Source organism: Coprococcus eutactus (assembly GCF_025149915.1).
Taxonomy (GTDB): domain Bacteria; phylum Bacillota; class Clostridia; order Lachnospirales; family Lachnospiraceae; genus Coprococcus; species Coprococcus eutactus.
In genome coordinates, this window is sequence record NZ_CP102278.1 from 2,091,124 (window position 1) to 2,112,627 (window position 21,504).

The following is a 21,504-nucleotide window of genomic DNA, read 5'->3' on the forward strand; positions in this document are numbered from 1 at the left end:
TCTGACTGACGTCTTCTTTCTAGCAGATTCTATCTGTCGCCTTACATCTGGCATCTTTTATCTGGCATCTTCTATCTGGCATCTTTTATCTGGCATTCAGCATTGCATATGTCATCTTGAGTGCCCTGTAGTTGCTCTTTACATTATGTACTCTGAAGAAATCACAGCCCTTTACAAGTCCTAGAACAGATGTCGCCACCGTTCCCTCCTCACGCTCTGTGACGGGAAGATCAAGTGTGAGACCTATCATGGACTTTCTCGAAGTTCCAAGTAATATAGGAAGCTGCCACTTGTGGAGCAGCTCCAGATTGTTCATCAGGAGAAGATTCTGGTTCAAGTCCTTTGCAAATCCAATTCCGGGATCTACCATGATCTTGTTTCTATCTATTCCTGCCGCAAGTGCCATATTCACAGACTCATCCAAGTCTGCCACAACATCGGCAAGATAATCAGTGTAATCAGTGTTATCTCTGTTGTGCATGAGACAGCAGGACTTGTCGTACTTTGCGATGACTTCTGCCATCTTGTCGTCGTATTTGAGTCCCCATATGTCATTTATCAGGTCTGCACCTGCATGTATACCCGCCTCTGCAACGGCTGACTTGTATGTGTCAAGTGACACTGCAACGTCAAATCTGCTCTTTATCGCCTCTATGATCGGGGCTGTTCTCCAGGTCTCCTCCTCATCTGAGATCTTTGTATATCCAGGTCTTGTGGATTCTCCGCCTACATCGATGATGACCGCCCCCTCGGCTATCATCTTCTCGGTCGTCTCAAGTGCTGTATCCATGGTATTGTGCTGACCGCCATCCGAAAACGAATCCGGCGTGACATTCAATATTCCCATAACATACGGCTCTTCCCCTGTCTCAAAACTTTTGTTGCCTATTATCATCCTTTTATCCTCCAATCGCTGTGTTTATTCACAGACGTATTTTCCCTTGTTATAGAACATCTGCCATTTTAATTCTAATATATTATTCCCTTATTCCTCTCAGAATCCGGCCAGTAACACTCATCTATGGCTGCACAATCGAAACAATTTCTAGATAACTTGTCCGCCTTGTACAGAAAATATGCCAGTCCGTGTCTGTCTGCTCCGTCCGTGTTATGTGAGCCTATCGCGTCACAGATAATTTCCGTCTCATCTTCTTCAAACCCGCACTGTCTGAGTATATCACCGGCATAACGCACACTCAGGATATGATGCTCCATTCCCGTATTATCCGGGTCCGCCCGCCCCACATCGTGAAGCAATGCCGCAGCATATATAAGCTCTCTGTCTATACCTGCGCCTTCATCCATATCTAACATATAGGCGATCCTGGCAACATCCAGGCAGTGATCCAGCCCATGACAGCAGAATATCCTGGCAAGCTCCCGTTCTCTTATCATACCCATAAGGAAACGGTAGGTCTCATTTTTCAGTATATTGTCAATTCTCTGCATAGGTGCCTTAGTCATTTTCCCGTCCAGCCTCCATATCACTTCCATGATGATAGTCTTTTTTATAGCATCCGTGTTCCGCCCTGTCGATGATCGGTCCGATAAATGACAATGAGCCAAATATAATCACGACCGGATCTTCAACTTCTGATGATATCCGAAGTGCCTGTTCCACTGCATCATCCACATCATCCTGCACATAAACCGAATCAATATACATTTTTGCAAGTTCTCCGAGTTCACGGTTGCTGAGTGCTCTCGGATTATCTGGCTGAACAGCTATAAAGCTTCCAGCCCCAGGCATCATGATCTCAAGCATCTGTCTGTAGTCCTTATCCCTGAACACACCGCATATATATATAAGATCCCTGCCAGGAAAGTATGTGTCTATATTCTTTCTGAGCGCTCTCCATCCCCCCGGATTGTGCGCTCCATCCACATATACCGGTGGCACATCCATCAGCTTCTGAAATCTGCCCTTCCACCTTGTCGCGGCAAGTCCGTCTGATATATTCACATTTTTCAAGTCATATCCTTCTTTTTGAAGCATATAAGCAGTCTCCACAGCAACTACGCTGTTGTATATCTGATAGATTCCCGGAACAGCCAGATCGTAGGTATTCCCCTTATATATATAGCTACTTCCGTCAAGCCCACTGTGCAATATACCTATATCAGATGGATTCACCATGACCGAAAAGCCTGTTGTTGCATTTTCGTCACATTTCTCGATCCATTGTGGCATAAGATCTTCGTTTACGGGATATGCCACACAAGGCACATCCTTCTTCATTATCCCCAGCTTCTGACTGTATATCTTCTGCAGAGTATCACCAAGAAACTGTGTATGATCCATACTTATACTTGCAATTATAGTACAAAGTGGACTTTTGCAGACATTCGTTGCATCCAGAAGTCCACCCATACCGGTCTCCAGCAGAAGTATATCCACATTCTTATCCATAAAATAGCAGAATGCGATGGCCGTCTCCGTTTCAAACGATGTCGGTCTGTTAAGGCCATCGGCAGCCATAGCATCTGCCACATTCTTAACACGCTCAAGATACACAGCAAATGTATCCTCATCCATGTATGTTCCGTTTATCTGAAATCTCTCAAGATAAGTGAATATCGTCGGTGATATGTATCGTCCGACCACATACCCTGCATTCTCAAGTATTCCATCGAGAAAAGCGCATATAGATCCCTTGCCGTTCGTGCCGGCTATGTGGACTACCTTCACTTTATTCTGCGGATCTCCAAGACGTCTCAGCAGCTCTTTAATACTGTCAAGTCCCAGCACACTGCCAAGCGTATCTGTATATTCTATATATTTTCTTGCCTCTTCATATGTCATATATGGGTATATCCCCTTCCTGTCCCTATCGGTGTCTGACAAGCGGAGCATTCTCATCTATAGGCAAAAGTGTGAACCCTTCCGCCCGCAGTTCATCTATGAGCATCTGCAGCGACTCCACTGTACAATGTCTGGCATCCAGATCATGCATAAGTATCACGACATCATCATGACAGACTGCATCCTTCATGATATTGTCCACCAGCTGTTCCGGCGTGTAACTACCGCACACCGCGTCATTGTTAAGCGCATTCCAGTCATAATATATCAGCCCCTGAGACTCCACATAGTCTATGAGTGTATCCATATCCACCTTCGACACAGTGTTGGAACTGCCTCCTGGAAATCTATAATAAACGCAATTGACACCTGTTACATCATACAATAAATTTCGCAATTCCTCAATATCTTCAGCGAAATCATCCAGGCTTGCGTATATTTTGTCATAATCATGGGTGTATGAGTGAAGGGCCAGCGTGTGGCCTCTTCCAACTATATCCCTGTATGTATCATAATACTCATCGCCCCTGCCAACGACAAAGAAAGTCGCTTTCACGTCATTTGCATCAAGAATGTCCAGTATCTCTCCGGTATTTCCGGACGGGCCATCGTCAAATGTAAGGTACGCTCTCTTAGTCTCCGCCTCCTTATCGCCATCTGTGGCCACCTCTTTCAGCGGGCTGAATACCGGATTTTCAACATCGTGGATACCTCCGGATGTATAGAAGCCCCATCTCGACTGACTGACGATATAATAACAACAAAAAATGATTGCTATAAAAATCGCAACAGCCAGCATGACGTACTGCCATGAATCAAACAATCTGTGCAGCGAGTCTCTATTCTTCAATTTTTTCCCCGTCTAACTTCCTTTTTTCTATTATATTATGCTTATTCTTTCTTTATGAACATATTTATATTCACTGCATAATCCTGTTTCCATCGGGAACAATAATAGCAAAATCTAAATACAAGGAGAATGTAAACCATGAAAAAATTCACGAAGAAATATCCAGATCCAAAGCGAATCCTGCTCACAGCCGGTATGGCTCTCACAATGATCGCCTTCTGCGGATGCGGCAATTCATCTGATGCAGGAACCACCGGAAGCTCTTCCTCCTCTTCAACTACTCAGACATCAAACGCCAACTCAGAGACATCATCAGAAGCTGAGAAGGACAATACAGGCTCAGGCGATGACAAAGGAATTATCGGCGGAGCTGCCGACGCTGTGAAGGATGTAACCGACGGCGTGGCTGACGGTGTGAAGGATGTCGCTGACGGTGTGGAAAACACTGTATCAGGAGCATTCGGTTCATTCGATGATGCCCAGGACTGGTTCATGAACCAGCTTCCAAATGAAAATGGAAGATTTGAGGTAGCCAACAGTGACAAAGATCTCACAAGCTTCTCAGGCGACCGCACAGGCTACCACATCGAACTCCACGACAACAACAGGGACGGCGATACTAAAGTCGGCGATTTCTATATCGACTCCAACAACGGCAAAGTCTACAAGTCAGACGAGCACGGAAAGACATTTGCCGAGTACGATTTCTCTGATTTCAAGTAATCAAAAACTCACAGACAGAAAATGCTGCCGCGGAAATACATCCGAAGCAGCATTACATACCTTATTCCTGTGTTTCATTGTCCATTATCTGTTGCTGTGGCTGATCCTTGGCATCCTTAATGACCTCTCCTGTCACAGGATTGATCTTTACCCCCATCTGCTCAGCTATCATGGTGTACATATCAAACTCACGGTCCCGGGCTTCTTTCTTTCGCTTTTTCATGCCCCTTGATCTTACCATCTCTACGATCCCGAAGCCTATCATAAGCACGCCGAAGAATATATATCCCGCCATCCGGTTAGTAAAAAAGGCTCTGGTAACACTCAGAACACCGATGCCGACCATGACTATTCCCATAACAAAGTTAAACAATCTTCTCACACCACCTATCTGTTTACGAATACATCTTCCCCGGATTTTTCAAGCATCCTGTCATACTGTTCATACATATACTGGACGCTGTTCTCCAGGAGGTGATAATGCTTGATGTATGGTACGAGAAGAACCATGAATGCCAGCGCCAGGATGAGGAGTGAAATATTTGCTGTCACAACAAATGCTATGCATGTGATGACCGTCAGCACCGCAAACAGAGCCAGCACTATCAAGTGTATAAGCCTCTCATGCATAAAGAAACCTATCTGCACAAGATGTCTGTCCATCTCTTTTTTCACATCTATATCATCCCTCTCTAAAAGGGCGTCAACATATGCTATGTATCTCTTTATTCTCTTCGCCATATCTATTCCTCACAAGAAACCTGTCAATTCATCACCTTGTTCATAAAATGTTCCCACTGGGCTATGACCTTGTCATAATAAAAACTGAGAACATATGACTCTTCTTCGACATCTATTATCATCTGGAAACACTTTCTTTCACTGGACTTTTCCCTAGGTGTTGCGGCAAAAAATATAACTTTGCCCTCAAAACTCTTCATGACCTCGTCATAGCGGGACTCATCCACCGGTCTGTCCGGAACGGTCTCCACGAGAACATCATTTGCATCATAATACTTGTGTCCCTCAAGGAGTATAGCCTCCACCTCCGGGTTTACAAATCTCACCTGCATATCTCTGACATATCTGTCACTGAACAGTTCATTTGCCGAATTGTTCTCCCTTACCATCGCTCCATCCAGCTCAAATTCCAGTATTCCCTGCTTGGCGGAAAATACGCATCTCACTATGGCAGCATCACGAAATGATATCGTATCTATTTCATCAACGCTATTGTACTTCATATCTACATCCTCTTACACAAATTAGTCCATAGCCTTCTTTATCGCTGCAAGAAGTTCATCATATGTCTCAAATGCCTCGAGATCAGGATTGTCAGCCTTTATCTGATCTGTGCTCTTGAACAGAAAACCTGCCTTACTTGCATATATCATGCCAAGGTCGTTATGGCTGTCGCCGCTCGCTATCGTATCGTATCCGATCGACTGGAGAGCCTTGACCGTTGTCAGCTTGGACTGTGGACATCTCATCTTGAATCCTGTTATCTCACCGTCATCTGCCACGATAAGCTCATTGCAGAATATTGTAGGATACCCCAGCTTCTTCATGAGAGGTCCTGCAAACTGTGAAAATGTATCACTGATGATTATTACCTGTCCTATCTCTCTGAGCTCGTCCAGAAACTCTTTTGCTCCAGGTATCGGATCTATCTTGGCGATGGTCTCCTGGATCTCCTTGAGACCGAGGCCATGCTCTTTGAGTATTCCAAGTCTCCAGTTCATGAGCTTATCGTAGTCAGGCTCATCTCTTGTCGTCCTCTTGAGCTCAGGTATTCCGCTTGCCTCAGCAAAAGCTATCCATATCTCTGGCACCAGTACTCCCTCTAAATCAAGACATGTTATATACATACTTCTTCCTCCATCTTCTTGTCTGTATTTTTTTATGATCATGTTCTGCATATCAGGTCACCCATATCATACGGGAAACCACTCACAGTTTTTTCATTATAACACGAACCATGTGCTCTAACAATCACGAATGTCCTTGTATCGTGTATAACAGTATCTGTAGTCCGCAACGACCTGTCCAAGCTGTTCCTCCGTGGATATCCGCATATGTCCTGGTTTCAGATACACGCCTCCCATAACTCCATTTCTGATCAGCATGCCCCTGCTTCCCACAGTATTTACTAGTTGCTTTCCTGAGTTTTTTCTGATATCCATATACGCATTCCAGTTGTCCTGCAAAGCTTCTATATATCCCGGAATATCCCTGCCGGATATCATCAGCCTGCTGCCTCCATAGCGCCGATCCGGTCCTGGGAAAAAATACTCTATCCTCACATCGCCTCCACATATCACCAGTTCACCGCCAGATTTCAGTTTTTCCCTGACAGCCGTTTCATTTCCCATATTGCATCAAACTCCGTTATCATTTGTATTTTTACTCTATATCCTACACATTTCTGAGACTTTCAAATGTGTTATATATATTCAGCAGGCCATATCCCCACTCCGGATTTGGATAGCTCCTTATATCGAGCAGTCCGCCGGAAGCTCCAGGTCTTACCGCGCCCCTTATGAGATAATGTCTTATCTGATTTCCATTTATGGTCCTCACATCCATTCTGTCATAGGACCATTCCAGAAGCAATATACTGCATCCGGCTGCATATGCCGCCGCTATGGAAGTCCCGCTCCTTATGACAGTCTCATTTCCAGGTCCATCCCCGCTTATGTTGACACCAGGAGCAAGAAAATCTGGTTTGACGCGTCTGTCCGCAGTGTAGCCTCTGCTGTTGTCTATATACAGATTACCATTTGTATAGTCATATGCGCAAGCACATATCGCTGTCTCCGCACTGGCGGGACTTGTTATCGTGGTTCGCGGATCGCTTTTCACAAATTTTGTCTGGGGACTTACAAATGCACTGATCGGAAGCCACGCGTTGAAGCTCAGCTCCGTTTCTCCAACACCGTACACCCTTATTCCCCATATACCATTTGCAGGTCTGATAAAGCGGAGCATTATGAGTTCCTGCCCCGCCGCATCCTCTATGAGAAAATAATCCACATACACGGTTCCACCGCCAAATATAGGTTTGATGACGGTGCTTTTGTCATATCTAGGAGATACCCGTTCTACATACTCTCCCCCTGGAACTTCGAGCGCAACTGAGTACGTGTTTGCAGCGCTCCCCCATATCTCAAGCGTGAGACTGTCGTTGTTTGCGATATCTATCTCTACTCTATCATATCCTGTACCGACGCCGGTGTCATCATCCGCAGTGAGACTCCCCGGAATGATACTGTCTGTCTTCAGCCCGATCACCCCCCGGTAGTGATGTCCCGCTCTCCCCTCATTTCCGCCAGGAACAGCAACAGCAAGTCCCTTCAGATCTCCTATATTGTTGATATACTTCTCCAAAGCGCCAGCTCCAGTATGACTTCCACTGTTTGACCCCCATGCCACCAGCACACACATTGGCCGTTTGAGCATATGCTGAATTCTCAGCAAATACGCTATAGCCGTCATTATGTCAACTTCACTGCAGGCAACCGGCTCTTGGGGTATACCGTACAATTCGCGCAGATTTTGTTTTGCCTGTTTTAATTTCACCATTATAATGTCCGCATCCACCGCAACACTCATCGCCGTTTCGCCGCAGAAAGTGCCATGTCCCGTCACATCGGTAATAATCCTTCGTTCCTCATCTATGGCAGCCTGTATCTCCTCCGCACTATACTCCAAGCCATAGCCGTATGTAGCGGCGTCAGTACCCTCTATCGTCTGATCCCATGCCGCAAGTATCCTGCTTTTTCTGCCCTCACGCAAAAATGCGCCGTTATAGATATCCAGGCCGCAGTCAACTATACCGAGAAGCATGCCCTCTCCGGTAAGTCCAAGTATACTCTGCTGCTGAATGTTTACTGCCCCTATAGCTTCCAGCGCACCTACATCATCCATAGGTCCATATACTTTTGGAAACAAAGTATACTCCAGTCTTGAAAAACTCTCCATGTGATCAGCAGGTTTTCTCTGAAACACAACAGCGTACCTGCTGTCTATAAGTCTTATCTGATCCGGGGTGTAAAATGCCATCAGTGCACTGCTATCCCCATTGTACTCCACTATATATTCTACATAATCCTCTGAATAGGCAGCATCCGATATCATCACGCACCTCGCCCATAAGACAGTTATTATAATATATGATAAAATTTTAAAAAAATTCCCACGAAATGTACCTGAAAAATATTTCCATGTCAAGCACACATCGCGGGAATTTACACTGCATCGTCATACCTAATACAGCTTCATATTTTTATTTCTTTGTACTTATATACTTGTCAACCTGCTCTTTGAGTATATTAAACTGACATGGTCCGGTCTCCAGTATAACAGTATTGAACTCCTTGAGATCAAACTTTGATCCCAGCTCCTTCTCTGCATAATTCCTGATGGACTGCATCTCATAGTAACCTGTTGAATAACTCTGATATACCGCAGGATCTCCAACCATTGTCGTGTACAGTTCCTCTGCGGCGTCTCCGTTCAGTCCCTTGCCATTCAGATAATCCTTTGCATCCTGAACACTCCAGCCCTCATAATTGATCCCTATATCAATTCGTCCACACACAAGGTAGTTCAGCTCGTCATTTATCTGGTACAGTCTCGCAACATCCTCTGAATTGTCCACACCATCAAATGTATAATAGCTTATCGCATCGTAACACGCGTACATAGCCCATCCCTCTTTGTATCCAAGGAAACTGAGCACAGTCCTTATCGGCTCCGGATCAGTTGACATATAATATGCATTTTGTAGCATGTGTCCCGGATAGCCTTCGTGGGCAAGTGTCGTCCACATTCCATCTGTATGCTTGCCATTTACCCTTATGAGATTGTTGTCCTGATCATCTATGGCAGGGGACATATAATACGCAAGTGTGTTCTCCTGTATGTCCTCAAGGCTCTTGTCAAGCTTCTTTGCCGTGTAGCTTATCTTCCCCATATCGGGATAATGATCTGTGGCGGTTCCCATGAGTTTATTGATTATCTCCGTAGGATCCGCATCATTGTACTCTGAGAACAGATTGTCATAATTGCTGTACAGATATTCATATGCCGAATAGTCCGTCATGGCTATGGATGTCATCTCGGTTATAAGCTGTGAAAGGTTCTCATCCAGCATCTCTGCCACTTCGTCAGGAGTCTTATCTGTTCCCGCGGCATCCTGCAAAAGGTAAGTATAGTATTCCTTTCCGCCCTCATAATTGCACAGACCACCATCGTTCTTTCCAGTTCCCTTGAGAGATGTCAACACGTCTATGACATCCTGGAATGCCGGAAGCAGGCTCTCTGCAACTGCCTTCTTGTTCTGCTCCTCAAAGTCCTGGATCTCATCCTCAGTCAGGAAACTCAGGGACTCGATATTATCGTTGAAAGTCTGTATCATAAAGTGATCGTCCTTATTTTTCAAGAAATCTTCGCACTGCTTTATGACCTCATCACACACATCATCACTCATAAAGTACCCCTTTTCCGACTTGACCTTTTCAAATTCAAGATAGTCGTCAAAGTAATCTCTTATCATACCAAGCACTTCTATATATCGCTCCACGTCTCCTTTGTCGTCAAATCTATAATCTGTGAAATATGTAGAAATGTTCGACTGCAATCCCTTCATCGGAGAAAATGGCTCACTGAGATATATATTGAGAAATCCCTGTTCCTCATTCTCCATATACTGTTTGAGAATATCATAAGTCAGCTGCTGGTTCTCTGTGAGATCATCCCGATCAAATGATTTCAATTTCTCATATGTATCATCAAATTCGGACTTCTGTTTGCGGATTCCCTCCTCCGTCATATCGTTATCTCCAAGGGAAACCTCTGGCTCCAGGATTCCAAGTGCCTCTCCGTCCTTTATCTCATAGTTGTATGTGAGTGTATCCGATGTCACGCTGTCAACATACTCATCATGAAGAAACTCCTCAAACCTGTTCTGCTCATCAGTATAGTCATCCGCATTGTCCTTTGTCACCCCAAATATATCTTTCACATCAAACATGTGTGAACTGCACGCAGTTGACGATGCAAGCAGCGCTGCCGCCGCAAGTATGACTGCCACTCTCTTTATTTTCTTTGCTATTTTGATCTTAAACATATTATCTCCTTACTATGTATTCCCCCACTTATGCTATCTGAATATTGTATGACATATCTCCCCCAATTGTCCATTAATTTGGATTAAATTTTATAACTGTTAAGAGCCGGTCTCCAAAATGACTTGCATTTCAGATACCGGCTTCCTCGCTCTTTAAGTTTATCTTTATGCTTATTATAGATTTTTCAGATATTACAGAATTCCAAGTCCATCCAGAACAACCTTTATTCCTATGAGTATCAGTATGATACCTCCAGCAAGCTCCGCTTTCGACTTATATTTCGTTCCAAATATACTTCCTATCTTCACTCCAGCAGCCGAGAATATGAATGTGATACATCCTATGAATATGACCGCAAGCACAATATATAATGTAGAGAGTTTTAGGAATGCAAATGACACTCCAACTGCAAGTGCATCTATACTTGTCGCAACTGCAAGTAGGAACATCACCTTTGCACTCATATCGGCATTTACTTCTTCCTCTCCGCCAAATGATTCCTTTATCATACTGCCGCCTATAAAAAGCAGGAGCACAAATGCTATCCAGTGTGACCATTTGCTTACAAGGTCGGCAAAGAAACTTCCAAGTACGTATCCAAGTGTTGGCATAAGCGCCTGAAATCCTCCAAACCACACACCGGCAATCACCATATGTTTCACCTTGATGTCTCTTAGTGAAAGTCCCTTACATATGGACACCGCAAACGCGTCCATTGATAAACCTACGGCCAGCATAAACAGTTCGACAATGCTCATAAATTTTCCTCCAACTCATTTCAACGTCTCTTTAGATACAAAAAGAGACTTCCGGGACAGCGCTATGCTGTCCAGAAAGTCTCATCATCTACAGTAATACCAGATTCACGCCGCCATTTGACCGGCTTGCTGTCAATCATTATGTTGATATCACAACGCATATATACACCTTGCGCTGACTACTCCCTTAATGAACGCTGGTATTCTATCATACTGATAATTTTTTATCAAGTATTATTTACCCCCATATTATTTTTCTTCCAAGGCCGGAGTTCCCCTGAGTTCTATGATTGGGCTACCTTTTCCGCGAATGTAATCACCAGTTATGGTGACCCTTCCTATGGTGTCATCCCTCGGTATCTGATACATGATATCAAGCATAAACTTCTCAATGATGGCTCTAAGCGCTCTGGCTCCAGTCTTTCGCTTCACCGCCTCGCTCGCTATCGCCTCATATGCGCTGTCATCAAATCTGAGGTCAACCTCATCAAGAGCAAGCAGCTTCTTGTACTGCTTGAGGATCGCGTTCTTTGGCTCCTTCAGTATCTTGATATACATATCTTTGTCAAGCGCATCCAGCGTGAACACTACCGGAAGACGTCCCAGGAACTCAGGTATCATTCCAAAGTCTCTGAGATCTTCAGTCGTCACCTGTCTGAGGAGGTTTGGCTCATCATCGTACTTATCCTTGAGCTCGGCCTTAAATCCCATCGATGCCTGCTTGCTTATCCTTCTCTTTATTATATCCTCAAGATCCGGGAAAGCACCTCCGCAGATAAATAGGATGTTTCTCGTGTTGATGGTCGTCATGGGCACCATGGCATTCTTGCTGCCCGATCCAACCGGAACCTCAACATCCGCTCCTTCGAGGAGCTTCAGAAGTCCCTGCTGAACCGACTCACCGCTCACATCTCTGCTGTTGCTGTTCTGCTTCTTTGCGATCTTGTCTATCTCGTCTATGAACACGATTCCACGCTCAGCCTTCTCCACATCATTGTCCGCAGCCGCAAGAAGCTTTGAGAGAACACTCTCCACGTCATCGCCGATGTAGCCCGCCTCAGTGAGTGTAGTTGCATCTGTTATGGCAAGCGGAACCTGAAGAAGCTTTGCTATGGTCTTTACTATATAAGTCTTACCGCATCCTGTAGGTCCAACCATGAGCATATTTGACTTCTCGATCTCTATATCATCCATGGTATCCGTAAGGACCCTCTTATAATGGTTGTACACGGCTACGGATATTACCTTTTTCGCATACTCCTGTCCAACGACATACTCATCAAGCATGGCTTTTATTTTGTGCGGTGCAGGTATGGTCTTAAGTGACAGCTCCTCCTGCTTTTTCTTCTCCTTTGGCGCTTTCTTTTTGACCTTCTGTGACTTCGGAATATCATTCTGCGCCTTGAACTTTGACATATCGATGTTGCCAAATGGCATATTAGTAAGATCTATGAACTGCATGTTGCCAAGCCCAGGCATATTGCCAAAACCTGAACTTGTGAAGCTGTCAAATGATCTCTGCATACAGTCAGGACATATATTTATATCTCCCGGCATATGTATGAGTTTGCCTGCAACGCTCTCAGGTCTGCGGCAGAGATAACAATATTTTTCATAGTCGTCATCACTATTGTCAGATGTCTCACCACCCGTTTTTTTTGTTTTATCATCCTTGGTTGCATCATCCTCGTTGTTTGCATCATCCTCGGACTCATCTGCCGAATCAACAATATCATATGCTGAATCAGTATCATCATATTTATTGTCAGCAGACTCGTCGTATTCATCTGTATATTTATCCGTCATTATCTTCTTTATCCTCCACAATTAAAAATCTATACTTTTTTGATATAATACCATATACTCGATGTATTTACCAACCCATTGAAATATGAAATTCCTGTAAACTCCGCGCCCGCAGCGCGGAAATATTCCCCAAATACTTTTCGTATACTTAATAAAATAAAGCGCTGCAGCATGGAAGTCTGTTATTTTATCCATTACCTCTTTAAAATTCTTTTAATATTTTTGCATTTGCCCAACAGTATAGAATTGATTTTTTTGCTATGCTATAATTTGACTAAGCAAATGCAATAGACCGACGTAAATAAAAGGAGGACTGTAAAATGAAAAAACTTGAAATTGTAGTTCGTTCAGAAAAGCTTGACGATGTGAAAGCCATCCTCGACGAGTGCGAGTCAACAGGTGCTATGGTTTCCAATATCATGGGTTATGGTAATCAGAAGGGATATAAGACAACCTACAGGGGTAGCGAATATGTTGTAAATCTTATTCCCAAAGTAAAGATCGAGACGATCGCCGCTGATGATGTGGCCGACAAAATAATCTTTAAGGTATGCGAGAGGATCTCCACTGGCAAAATCGGTGATGGTAAGATTTTTGTATACGATGTTGCAGATGTTGTCCGTATCCGTACCGGTGAGCGCGGAGAGACAGCACTCTAAAATTCGATATCCAGTATCATTCCTTTTCTAACTTTTGCAGCCGGCCGACTATGATCAGCCGGCTGTCTTTATTTACGCGAAGCAACGAGCCAAAGCCTGTGCTTACATGATGCTTTGGAGGCTGCCGTGATGACTTGAGAACCACGCAGAGCGTGTTTCTCATAGTTTTCGCAGACTTTTATATTGGATTTTTACATTGAACTTTTAACGCTCCTATTCAGTCTTATAAAATTTCCAGGCGTATACCCTGTATACCACTTGAATTCACGCTGGAAATGTGCCTGGTCTGAATACGCCATTTCTTCCATATAGTTTGTTATGCTCTCATACGGATCCTCAAATATCCTTTCTGTCGTCTTTCTTATCCTTACTATCTTTGAAAATTTCTTCGGTCCCTTTCCAATATTTTCCGAAAATATCCGATGAACATGGCGCACTGTGCAGCCTGCGGCATCCGAGAGTTCAGGCAGTGACATCCTGCCATTGCTGCCATACACTAGATCTGCCAGTTCCGCCACTCTATGTGCTGTCTTTTTCTCCTGCGACCACAGCAATTCATCAGCTTCTATCACCCCGGCAGCTTCACATATAAGATTTTCAACACCAGAGACATCTATCCCTTTTCTCCCACATCGGGTAAATAGCCGCTCCAGTTTTCGGCGCAGACTTCCACCTACTGCCATTTTTCCAAAACTTATGTCAGGCTGAACTACCACAAATGCACAGCCCCCCTCTATGATATCTGCATGCTCGATATCCTGAAGCTTCACCTCGCGCACATTCCCCGCTATATATAGAAGACATACACCGGCAAGTTCCTGAGGTACGAGCCTGATCCCCGCAAGGCTATACCCTGCCGCTATAGCCACTTTCCTTCCATCTTTCCGCACTTCGCAGTGTCTGATCTCGTCACAAAAATTAACATTCAATAAAATCTGCTGCACAATTTTGATCCTCCGGATTATTCTTTTATCTTTGTCGCCTGTTTACCTTTATTAAATTAAGCATGTGGTAAATAAAATAAGGTATATCAATTAGTGTCCGATTTTTTCAATATTTTACCATATCTCAATACTATACTCAACCCAAGTTAGTAATTGAGGTGTGGCACTGAGATACAGATATCAGTCAGATATCAGTCATATCTCAGTGACGTACGATCAGATATTGTGTACACAAAGATGTGTTTTACTGGGAATATCCCGGTGGGACGCATCTTTTTTTATTATCTGATCACTTCCACAACAATGCAATGTATTAAAAGGAGGAATGATTATGGAAGACGTAAGCACAATTGTTTTTGGAGTATGGTTCCTTGTCGGAGCCGCATTGGTATTCTGGATGCAGGCCGGATTTGCAATGGTTGAGGCCGGTTTCACAAGAGCAAAGAATGCCGGAAATATCATTATGAAAAACCTCATGGATTTCTGTCTAGGTACAGTTTCATTCATGATCCTCGGTTCATCGCTTCTCATCGGAAGCAGTGACTGGGCTCTCGGAGGTTTCATCGGAAAACCTTCACTCGCCCTCTTCCTTGACTACAAAAATTATGACTGGTCAAGCTTCGTATTCAACCTTGTGTTCTGTGCAACAGCAGCAACCATCGTATCCGGAGCCATGGCTGAAAGAACTAAGTTCTCAGCATATTGTATATACTCAGCTATCATCTCACTGCTGATATATCCTATTGAAGCTCATTGGATCTGGAATCCCGGCGGCTGGCTTGTAAAGCTTGGCTTCCACGACTTCGCCGGTTCATGTGCCATTCACATGGTAGGTGGTATATCAGCTCTGATAGGAGCAGCATTACTTGGATCTCGTATTGGAAAGTTCAAGAAGGATGAGACAGGTAAGGTAGTAAAGGTTCACACCTTTCCTGGTCATAACCTTCCACTCGGTGCACTCGGTGTATTCATCCTGTGGTTTGGCTGGTATGGATTCAACGGCGCAGCAGCTACATCTGTTGAGCAGTTAGGTTCTATCTTCCTCACTACTACTATCGCGCCTGCACTTGCAACAGTTTCATGTATGATATTTACATGGCTCAAATATGGCAAGCCTGATGTATCAATGTGTCTCAATGCTTCACTTGCAGGTCTTGTAGCCATCACAGCTCCTTGTGATACAGTCGATGCTTTCGGCGCAGCTATCATCGGTATCATTGCCGGACTTCTCGTAGTATTCGGAGTATGGCTCTGTGACCACGCATTACATGTTGATGATCCTGTTGGTGCCGTAGCTGTACATGGTATAAATGGTATTTGGGGAACAATCGCTGTAGGTCTCTTCTCCACAACATCTGTTCCTGGAAATGATACATTAAACGGTCTGTTCTACGGCGGTGGTGTTCATCCACTTCTCATCCAGTTACTTGGATTTGTAGCAGTTGCAGCATGGACAGCCGTTACTATCACTATCGTATTCCTTATCATCAAGAAGACCATCGGTCTCAGAGTTTCTGAGGAAGAGGAGATCAAGGGTCTTGATCCTACAGAGCACGGTCTTCCAACAGCATACGCTGACTTTGTAACAACAAAGTAATAAGGAAATATAACGGAATATCAAATATATGAATAAAAACAGTCGCCAAAGTCCTGTGCAAGTACAGACTTTGGCGGCTGTTTTTTTCAACACGTTTTGACATATAACCCTATTTCTTTCATATAACCTCTATTTGCTTTCATATATGCACAAAAGGGCACTACGATACCATAATTACAGTATCATAACGCCCTTTGAAATATTTTATATAAATGTCCGATCTGCTCTCTCCATGTAATTTCTCAATATATCACTGTATTCTTCCTGATGCTTGAACATATACACACAATGTCCGTATCCTTTGCGGACCGTTATAACAGATTTCGGATAGAATTTCTGGATGAGTCTTCTGCATACAATATGAGAATCAGAACACACAAAAGGGCACCCGGTCATATATTGACCGGGTGCCCCGTCTCAAAACAAACATCTATAGATTAAAGACTGTAAGAACCTGATTCTCCATCAGCTGTATAATATACCATGCCTGTTTCTGGCTGATAATATACGTTCAATTCCTTAACTGTCTTATTGCCAAGAGCTTCCTTTGCCTTGTCAACGATTACTGACATCTCTATCTGTCCACCAGCGAACTCTACGAATACCTTCTCAGTTGTCTTAACTGGAGCTGCCTTCTTTGCAGGTGCTTTCTTAGTTGCTGCTGCCTTTGGCTCCTCTTTCTTAACTGGAGCTGCCTTCTTTGCAGGTGCTGTCTTAACCTCAGCTGCCTTTGGCTCTTCCTTCTTTACTTCTTCTTTCTTTACTGAAGCCTTAGCAGGTGCTGCTTTTGCTGCTGTAGCTGCTGTCTTCTTTGCGGCTTCCTCTTTCTTAGCTGCCTCAACCTTAGCAAGTGCTGCTGCAGGTGTTGCCTTTGTTACCTTCTTTGTCTCATCTGCCTTCTTTGCTGTAGCCATGATCTTTTCCTCCCAAATAAAAAGTATCTATATAATCTTATGTACTTATTTTCAAGCTAGGTTGATATTACTCCATTTTTTTGTGTTTTTCAATATAACCAAATTCTTTTCTCCCTTTTGTAGTGTTTTGAGAATTAATTTTCCGCAAATCGCAACACATTACACAAAAAAGCGATCACTGATTGTTATAAATCCGTGATCGCTTTTGTCATTTTGCACAAATGCTTGCGTTAATTAGTGAGAATATTAACCACTTCACTCAAATTCATTCCGTTTGACGCCTTCAAAAGTACGATATCTTCAGGCTTCATGAGCGCCATGAGGTATATGGCAATCTCTTCGGTATCGGTAAACGATACCGTCTTGGCATACTTTGTATCACACTCATCGAGAGCCTCTTTTATCTTCTGAGCATGCTCTCCTATGACTATAACCTCATCGATCTTCTTGTCCCTGAGATACTCTCCGACTTCACGGTGATATTCATCGCTCCTGTCGCCAAGCTCAAGCATATCGCCGAGTACGATGTATTTTCTGCCCTCACACTTCATGTCACAGAGCACATCGGTACTTGCCTTCATAGAATCAGGGCTTGCATTGTATGTATCGTCTATGATCGTGTATTTGCCAGGCAGCTTTATAACCTTCTGTCTGAGTCCTCTGAAGTTCTCAAACGCCTTTGAAGACTTCTCATAAGGCACGCCCAGCTGATGTGACACAGCCATGGCAACCAGCGAGTTGCGGACATTGTGAAGTCCCATGACTCCGACCTTTACAGTTACCACATCATCTCCGTGAACCATGTCATATATGGAGTAACCGTCCTCCATACGGATATTTGTCGCTCTGAAATCCATTCCCTCGCCGCAGCCGTATGTGTATACCTTGCAAGGTATCTCATCCTTCACCGCATAGAGCATAGGATCATCGCCATTAATATATAATGTTCCGTTCTTACCCATACCCTTGATGATGCTGAGCTTTTCCTTGCGTGTATTCTCAAGTGATCCCATATATTCGATATGGGCAACACCTATAGTCGTGACAACACATATGTCTGGCTGCGCGATATCCGTCAGAATATCCATCTCTCCCGGCTCACCGATGCCAAGCTCAAGCACTGCTGCATCGTATTCATCAGTCATTCTCGACACCGTGATAGGCTCGCCGTATACTGAATTATAATTGCCCTCAGTGTGGAAACACTTCATTCCGGCGCTCACCGCCGCCGTGATCATCTCTCTGGTAGTTGTCTTGCCGACACTTCCTGTGACTGCCACAACAGGCATATCGTATCTGTTTCTTATATACTTTCCGATAGCCTGAAGAGCTTTAACAGTGTCATCAACACGTATATAAGCCTTGTCTGACACAACAACATTGTCATGCTCCGATGTGAGCGTAGCCGCTGCCACCTGAAGTGCAGACTCTATAAACCTGTGTCCGTCTGTTCTTGAACCGATGATTGGAACAAACAAGTCTCCTTCCTTAGCTTCTTTTGAATTGATACAGATATCTGTGAGTACGGTATTCTCATCTCCACACAGCAAAACACCGCCAGTGGCTTCCAGTATATTCTTTACAGTTATATCTACCATCATTATCCCCTTTTTATTCTCAGCAGGCTTCCCCGCGATAGTTGGAACGGACTCAATCGCCGACATTTCCACGGCATCCGCAGCATCACCAAGACATAGTCGTCTCATGATATTGCCCATTATAGCACTGTATATTATTTTTGTACATTAATTCTCTTTACTTTTATCTTTCCAGAAATCCTCCAACAGACCGGCAACATTTTTCCTGTTGCATATCTCATAATCGTTCCATTCCACAGGAAACAGTTCACTGTATCTTCTGGAATTGAATCTCTCGTCCAGCAAAAGTATGACTCCCCGGTCCGTCTCGGTCCTTATGACCCTGCCTGCTGCCTGAAATACCTTATTTATACCTGGATACTGATATGCATACCTGAAGCCATCACTGTCGCCCCTGACTCCCGCACTCCCGCCTCTGGCGTCAAAATAGTCCATCATGAGCTTTCTCTCCGTACACACCTGGGGAAGTCCCGGTCCCACCACTATGGCTCCGACCAGCTTATCACCCGTCAGATCTATCCCCTCAGAAAATATTCCGCCCATAATACAGAATGCGAGCACACCATTTTCCGTCTCAAATGTGTTCAAGAACTCTTCACGGTCCGCCTCATTCATATACGGTGTCTGGACGATCACCTTTACGTGATGCAGTCTTTCCATCTCCCCCGCAAATGCCTGTACATGCTCCAGCATAGCATACGACGGGAAGAACACCATATAATTGCCCTTCTTTGCGCTTACCACGCTCTCAATATAGCTGTATATATTCCCGTACTGCTCATCATTTCTCCTCGTGTATCTGGTAGTCACGTCATTTGCTATGAGTATCCTGCGGTTTTCCTGTGCAAACGGCGACCTGATATATATAGCCTGGTCATCCGGGCAGTCAGACAGCATCTCCATGTAATACCTGATGGGCAGTATCGTAGCAGAGAAAAATACCGTTGTAAGCCCCTTGTCAAGGCAGGCACTTATATTTGCCGCAGGCTTCACACAGTAGAGCTTCACCATAAATCTTCCATCGGGAAGTATCTCATCATACATGATATAATTCTCATCCACAATCTCCGCAATGTTAAGAAATGACGTCAGATTGAAATAGAAATTCAACACCTCTTTGCGCTCCGGTATCTGCCCATGTTCCTCCAGAAAGAGATCCAGAGCGTCGTGCAGCCCAAGCAATTTCAAATGCAGCCCCGCAATACTCGGCAACACCTCATAACCTTCAGCCGGCACATTTTTCTTCAGGGCAAGCAGTTCCCTGTTACAGCTACTTAGATATCTGGTAAGTCTGCCTCCATACTGAGCTGTAAGCTTTCTGAGTTCCAGAAAGTCCTCCTTTATGATATGGGCACTGTACATCGATGAGGCCCTATCCACCAGATTGTGAGCCTCATCTACCAAAAACACATAATTTCCCGGTGTATTACCATCACCTGCAAAGAACCTCTTGAGGCTCGCCCTCGGATCAAATACATAATTGTAATCGCCTATCACCGCATCGGCAAACAGACTGGCATCAAGGCTGAGCTCAAACGGGCACACCTGATATCTTTCAGCATAGCGCCTCACAATCTCACGGTCTATTATGCTTTCATTTGACACAAGATCATACAGAGCCTCATTTACCCTGTCAAAATGTCCATTTGCGTAAGGACAGAGCGCCGGATTGCAGTCCATCTCGTCCTGCAAACATATCTTCTCCTTCGCTGTCAGGATAACCGTCTTAAACTCCAGTCCCCTGTCCATGAGCTTTTGTATGGCCCCCCTGGCAACCGTGTGGGCAATTGTCTTGGCCGTCAGATAGAACAGCTTGCTCACATCTCCCTGGACAAATGATTTTATCGTCGGATAGACAGCCGCCATGGTCTTTCCTATGCCAGTAGGTGCCTGAACGTACAGATTCCCCTTCTTCTCTATCGCCTTGTACACATAGAGTGCCATCTCTTTCTGGCCTTTTCTATACTCAAACGGAAACTCCATATCCACAATGGACTCATCCCTGAGACATATGTGCTTCTCTACCATATCAAGCCATATGGCAAGTTTCCCAGTCATTGACGCGAACCACTCCTCAAGGTACCCGAATCTATAGTTTCTCCTGAAGAACTTCTCCTTTTCGCTATCAAGGTTGACATAACTTATTCTCACATCTATATCATCATATTGCTTTTCCCTGGCATATATATATGCATAACACATGGCCTGTGCAACATGAACTCTGAGCGGCTCCTCCACATCATCGAGATTTCTGTAGACACCTTTGATCTCATCTATCATCACATCGCTCTCGCCAAAGTTGACCTCGTATCCACGCACCATATCCATGACATGTCCTTCATCCTCATTCTCCGCCAGCACATCCGGCTCATGCACAGCAGGTGCGATCTGTATTTTATTTTCATCAGGCTGCTCTCCGCCTTTGTCGGCGGCTATCCCATCAGCCTCCCGGGCAGTCCCGCGCCTGTCTATTATCCCATCAGCCCTGCCTTCCACAGTTATGACATGTCCGCCACACTCCGAGGTGATCTTCAATGGTACCTCAGAAGCATAATAAGACCCTGCCCGTTTCTGAAGCTTTCTGTGAATCCTGCTTCCCGCATTCATCGCTTCTACAGGCAGAGCCCCGCTGCTGCTATCACTTATATCACCGCTGCGAAATATAAATTCCACAAGGCTTCTAACTGATATTCTTATATTCATTGTTTGTTCCTGTATATA

The 21,504-nt window shown here is 44.4% G+C and carries 19 protein-coding genes and 1 pseudogene; 3 read left to right on the forward strand and 17 right to left on the reverse strand.

Annotated elements, in window-relative coordinates:
- Positions 1–85: 85 nt before the first annotated feature.
- The 4 genes from folP to NQ536_RS09090 all read right to left on the reverse strand — a co-directional run bounded on the left by folP (position 86) and on the right by NQ536_RS09090 (position 3,653).
- Positions 86–895, reverse strand: a complete 810-nt coding sequence (folP, locus tag NQ536_RS09075) for a dihydropteroate synthase (RefSeq protein ID WP_004849151.1) — start codon at positions 893–895, stop codon at positions 86–88.
- A 74-nt stretch (positions 896–969) separates the two neighbouring features.
- Entirely contained in the window at positions 970–1,464 is a 495-nt protein-coding gene (locus tag NQ536_RS09080) for an HD domain-containing protein (RefSeq protein WP_004849153.1), read from the reverse strand.
- Positions 1,457–2,803, reverse strand: coding sequence for a bifunctional folylpolyglutamate synthase/dihydrofolate synthase (locus NQ536_RS09085; RefSeq protein ID WP_004849155.1), 1,347 nt, complete (start codon positions 2,801–2,803; stop codon positions 1,457–1,459). Before NQ536_RS09085 ends, NQ536_RS09080 begins: the two co-directional genes overlap by 8 nt.
- A gap of 25 nt (positions 2,804–2,828) precedes the next feature.
- Positions 2,829–3,653 (reverse strand): polysaccharide deacetylase family protein, encoded by an 825-nt coding sequence (locus NQ536_RS09090; protein ID WP_022058750.1) that lies wholly within the window; start codon positions 3,651–3,653, stop codon positions 2,829–2,831.
- Between the two features lie 138 nt (positions 3,654–3,791).
- Between NQ536_RS09090 and NQ536_RS09095 the strand changes: the two genes are divergently transcribed.
- Positions 3,792–4,376, forward strand: a complete 585-nt coding sequence (locus NQ536_RS09095) for a hypothetical protein (RefSeq protein ID WP_004849161.1) — start codon at positions 3,792–3,794, stop codon at positions 4,374–4,376.
- A 61-nt stretch (positions 4,377–4,437) separates the two neighbouring features.
- On the opposite strand, the gene NQ536_RS09100 is transcribed toward NQ536_RS09095, so the two are convergent.
- From NQ536_RS09100 to clpX, 9 genes are all read right to left on the reverse strand, one after another.
- Positions 4,438–4,758: a DUF308 domain-containing protein gene (locus tag NQ536_RS09100; RefSeq protein ID WP_227135484.1), complete on the reverse strand. Its 321-nt coding sequence runs from the start codon at positions 4,756–4,758 to the stop codon at positions 4,438–4,440.
- A gap of 5 nt (positions 4,759–4,763) precedes the next feature.
- Positions 4,764–5,117 carry a hypothetical protein gene (locus tag NQ536_RS09105; protein WP_004849165.1) on the reverse strand — a complete coding sequence of 118 codons (354 nt, stop codon included), beginning with the start codon at positions 5,115–5,117 and terminating at the stop codon, positions 4,764–4,766.
- 23 nt (positions 5,118–5,140) lie between these two features.
- Positions 5,141–5,620, reverse strand: coding sequence for a hypothetical protein (locus NQ536_RS09110; protein ID WP_004849167.1), 480 nt, complete (start codon positions 5,618–5,620; stop codon positions 5,141–5,143).
- A gap of 21 nt (positions 5,621–5,641) precedes the next feature.
- Entirely contained in the window at positions 5,642–6,244 is a 603-nt protein-coding gene (gene thrH / locus NQ536_RS09115; RefSeq protein WP_044997777.1) for a bifunctional phosphoserine phosphatase/homoserine phosphotransferase ThrH, read from the reverse strand.
- A gap of 117 nt (positions 6,245–6,361) precedes the next feature.
- Complete coding sequence (locus NQ536_RS09120; protein ID WP_004849170.1) at positions 6,362–6,748, reverse strand: hypothetical protein; 387 nt, start codon at positions 6,746–6,748, stop codon at positions 6,362–6,364.
- A 43-nt stretch (positions 6,749–6,791) separates the two neighbouring features.
- Positions 6,792–8,513, reverse strand: coding sequence for a S8 family peptidase (locus NQ536_RS09125; RefSeq protein WP_004849171.1), 1,722 nt, complete (start codon positions 8,511–8,513; stop codon positions 6,792–6,794).
- Between the two features lie 148 nt (positions 8,514–8,661).
- Positions 8,662–10,506 carry a DUF885 domain-containing protein gene (locus tag NQ536_RS09130; protein WP_004849172.1) on the reverse strand — a complete coding sequence of 615 codons (1,845 nt, stop codon included), beginning with the start codon at positions 10,504–10,506 and terminating at the stop codon, positions 8,662–8,664.
- A gap of 192 nt (positions 10,507–10,698) precedes the next feature.
- Positions 10,699–11,265 carry a manganese efflux pump MntP gene (locus NQ536_RS09135; RefSeq protein WP_004849173.1) on the reverse strand — a complete coding sequence of 189 codons (567 nt, stop codon included), beginning with the start codon at positions 11,263–11,265 and terminating at the stop codon, positions 10,699–10,701.
- A gap of 249 nt (positions 11,266–11,514) precedes the next feature.
- Positions 11,515–13,071, reverse strand: coding sequence for an ATP-dependent Clp protease ATP-binding subunit ClpX (gene clpX / locus NQ536_RS09140; RefSeq protein WP_022058756.1), 1,557 nt, complete (start codon positions 13,069–13,071; stop codon positions 11,515–11,517).
- 320 nt (positions 13,072–13,391) lie between these two features.
- On the opposite strand from clpX, the gene NQ536_RS09145 reads away from it, so the two are divergent.
- Positions 13,392–13,730, forward strand: coding sequence for a P-II family nitrogen regulator (locus tag NQ536_RS09145; protein ID WP_004849179.1), 339 nt, complete (start codon positions 13,392–13,394; stop codon positions 13,728–13,730).
- A gap of 191 nt (positions 13,731–13,921) precedes the next feature.
- Here the strand turns inward: NQ536_RS09145 and NQ536_RS09150 are convergent, their stop codons facing one another.
- Complete coding sequence (locus NQ536_RS09150) at positions 13,922–14,674, reverse strand: helix-turn-helix domain-containing protein (protein WP_004849182.1); 753 nt, start codon at positions 14,672–14,674, stop codon at positions 13,922–13,924.
- A gap of 325 nt (positions 14,675–14,999) precedes the next feature.
- Here NQ536_RS09150 and NQ536_RS09155 point away from each other — a divergent pair.
- Positions 15,000–16,256: pseudogene (locus NQ536_RS09155) on the forward strand (ammonium transporter); the annotation flags it as partial.
- A 452-nt stretch (positions 16,257–16,708) separates the two neighbouring features.
- Here the strand turns inward: NQ536_RS09155 and NQ536_RS09160 are convergent.
- From NQ536_RS09160 to NQ536_RS09170, 3 genes are all read right to left on the reverse strand, one after another.
- Complete coding sequence (locus NQ536_RS09160) at positions 16,709–17,185, reverse strand: DUF6465 family protein (RefSeq protein ID WP_004849187.1); 477 nt, start codon at positions 17,183–17,185, stop codon at positions 16,709–16,711.
- A gap of 230 nt (positions 17,186–17,415) precedes the next feature.
- Positions 17,416–18,903, reverse strand: a complete 1,488-nt coding sequence (locus tag NQ536_RS09165; RefSeq protein WP_004849189.1) for a UDP-N-acetylmuramoyl-tripeptide--D-alanyl-D-alanine ligase — start codon at positions 18,901–18,903, stop codon at positions 17,416–17,418.
- A 27-nt stretch (positions 18,904–18,930) separates the two neighbouring features.
- Positions 18,931–21,486 (reverse strand): ATP-dependent DNA helicase, encoded by a 2,556-nt coding sequence (locus NQ536_RS09170; protein ID WP_004849191.1) that lies wholly within the window; start codon positions 21,484–21,486, stop codon positions 18,931–18,933.
- Positions 21,487–21,504 lie beyond the last annotated feature (18 nt).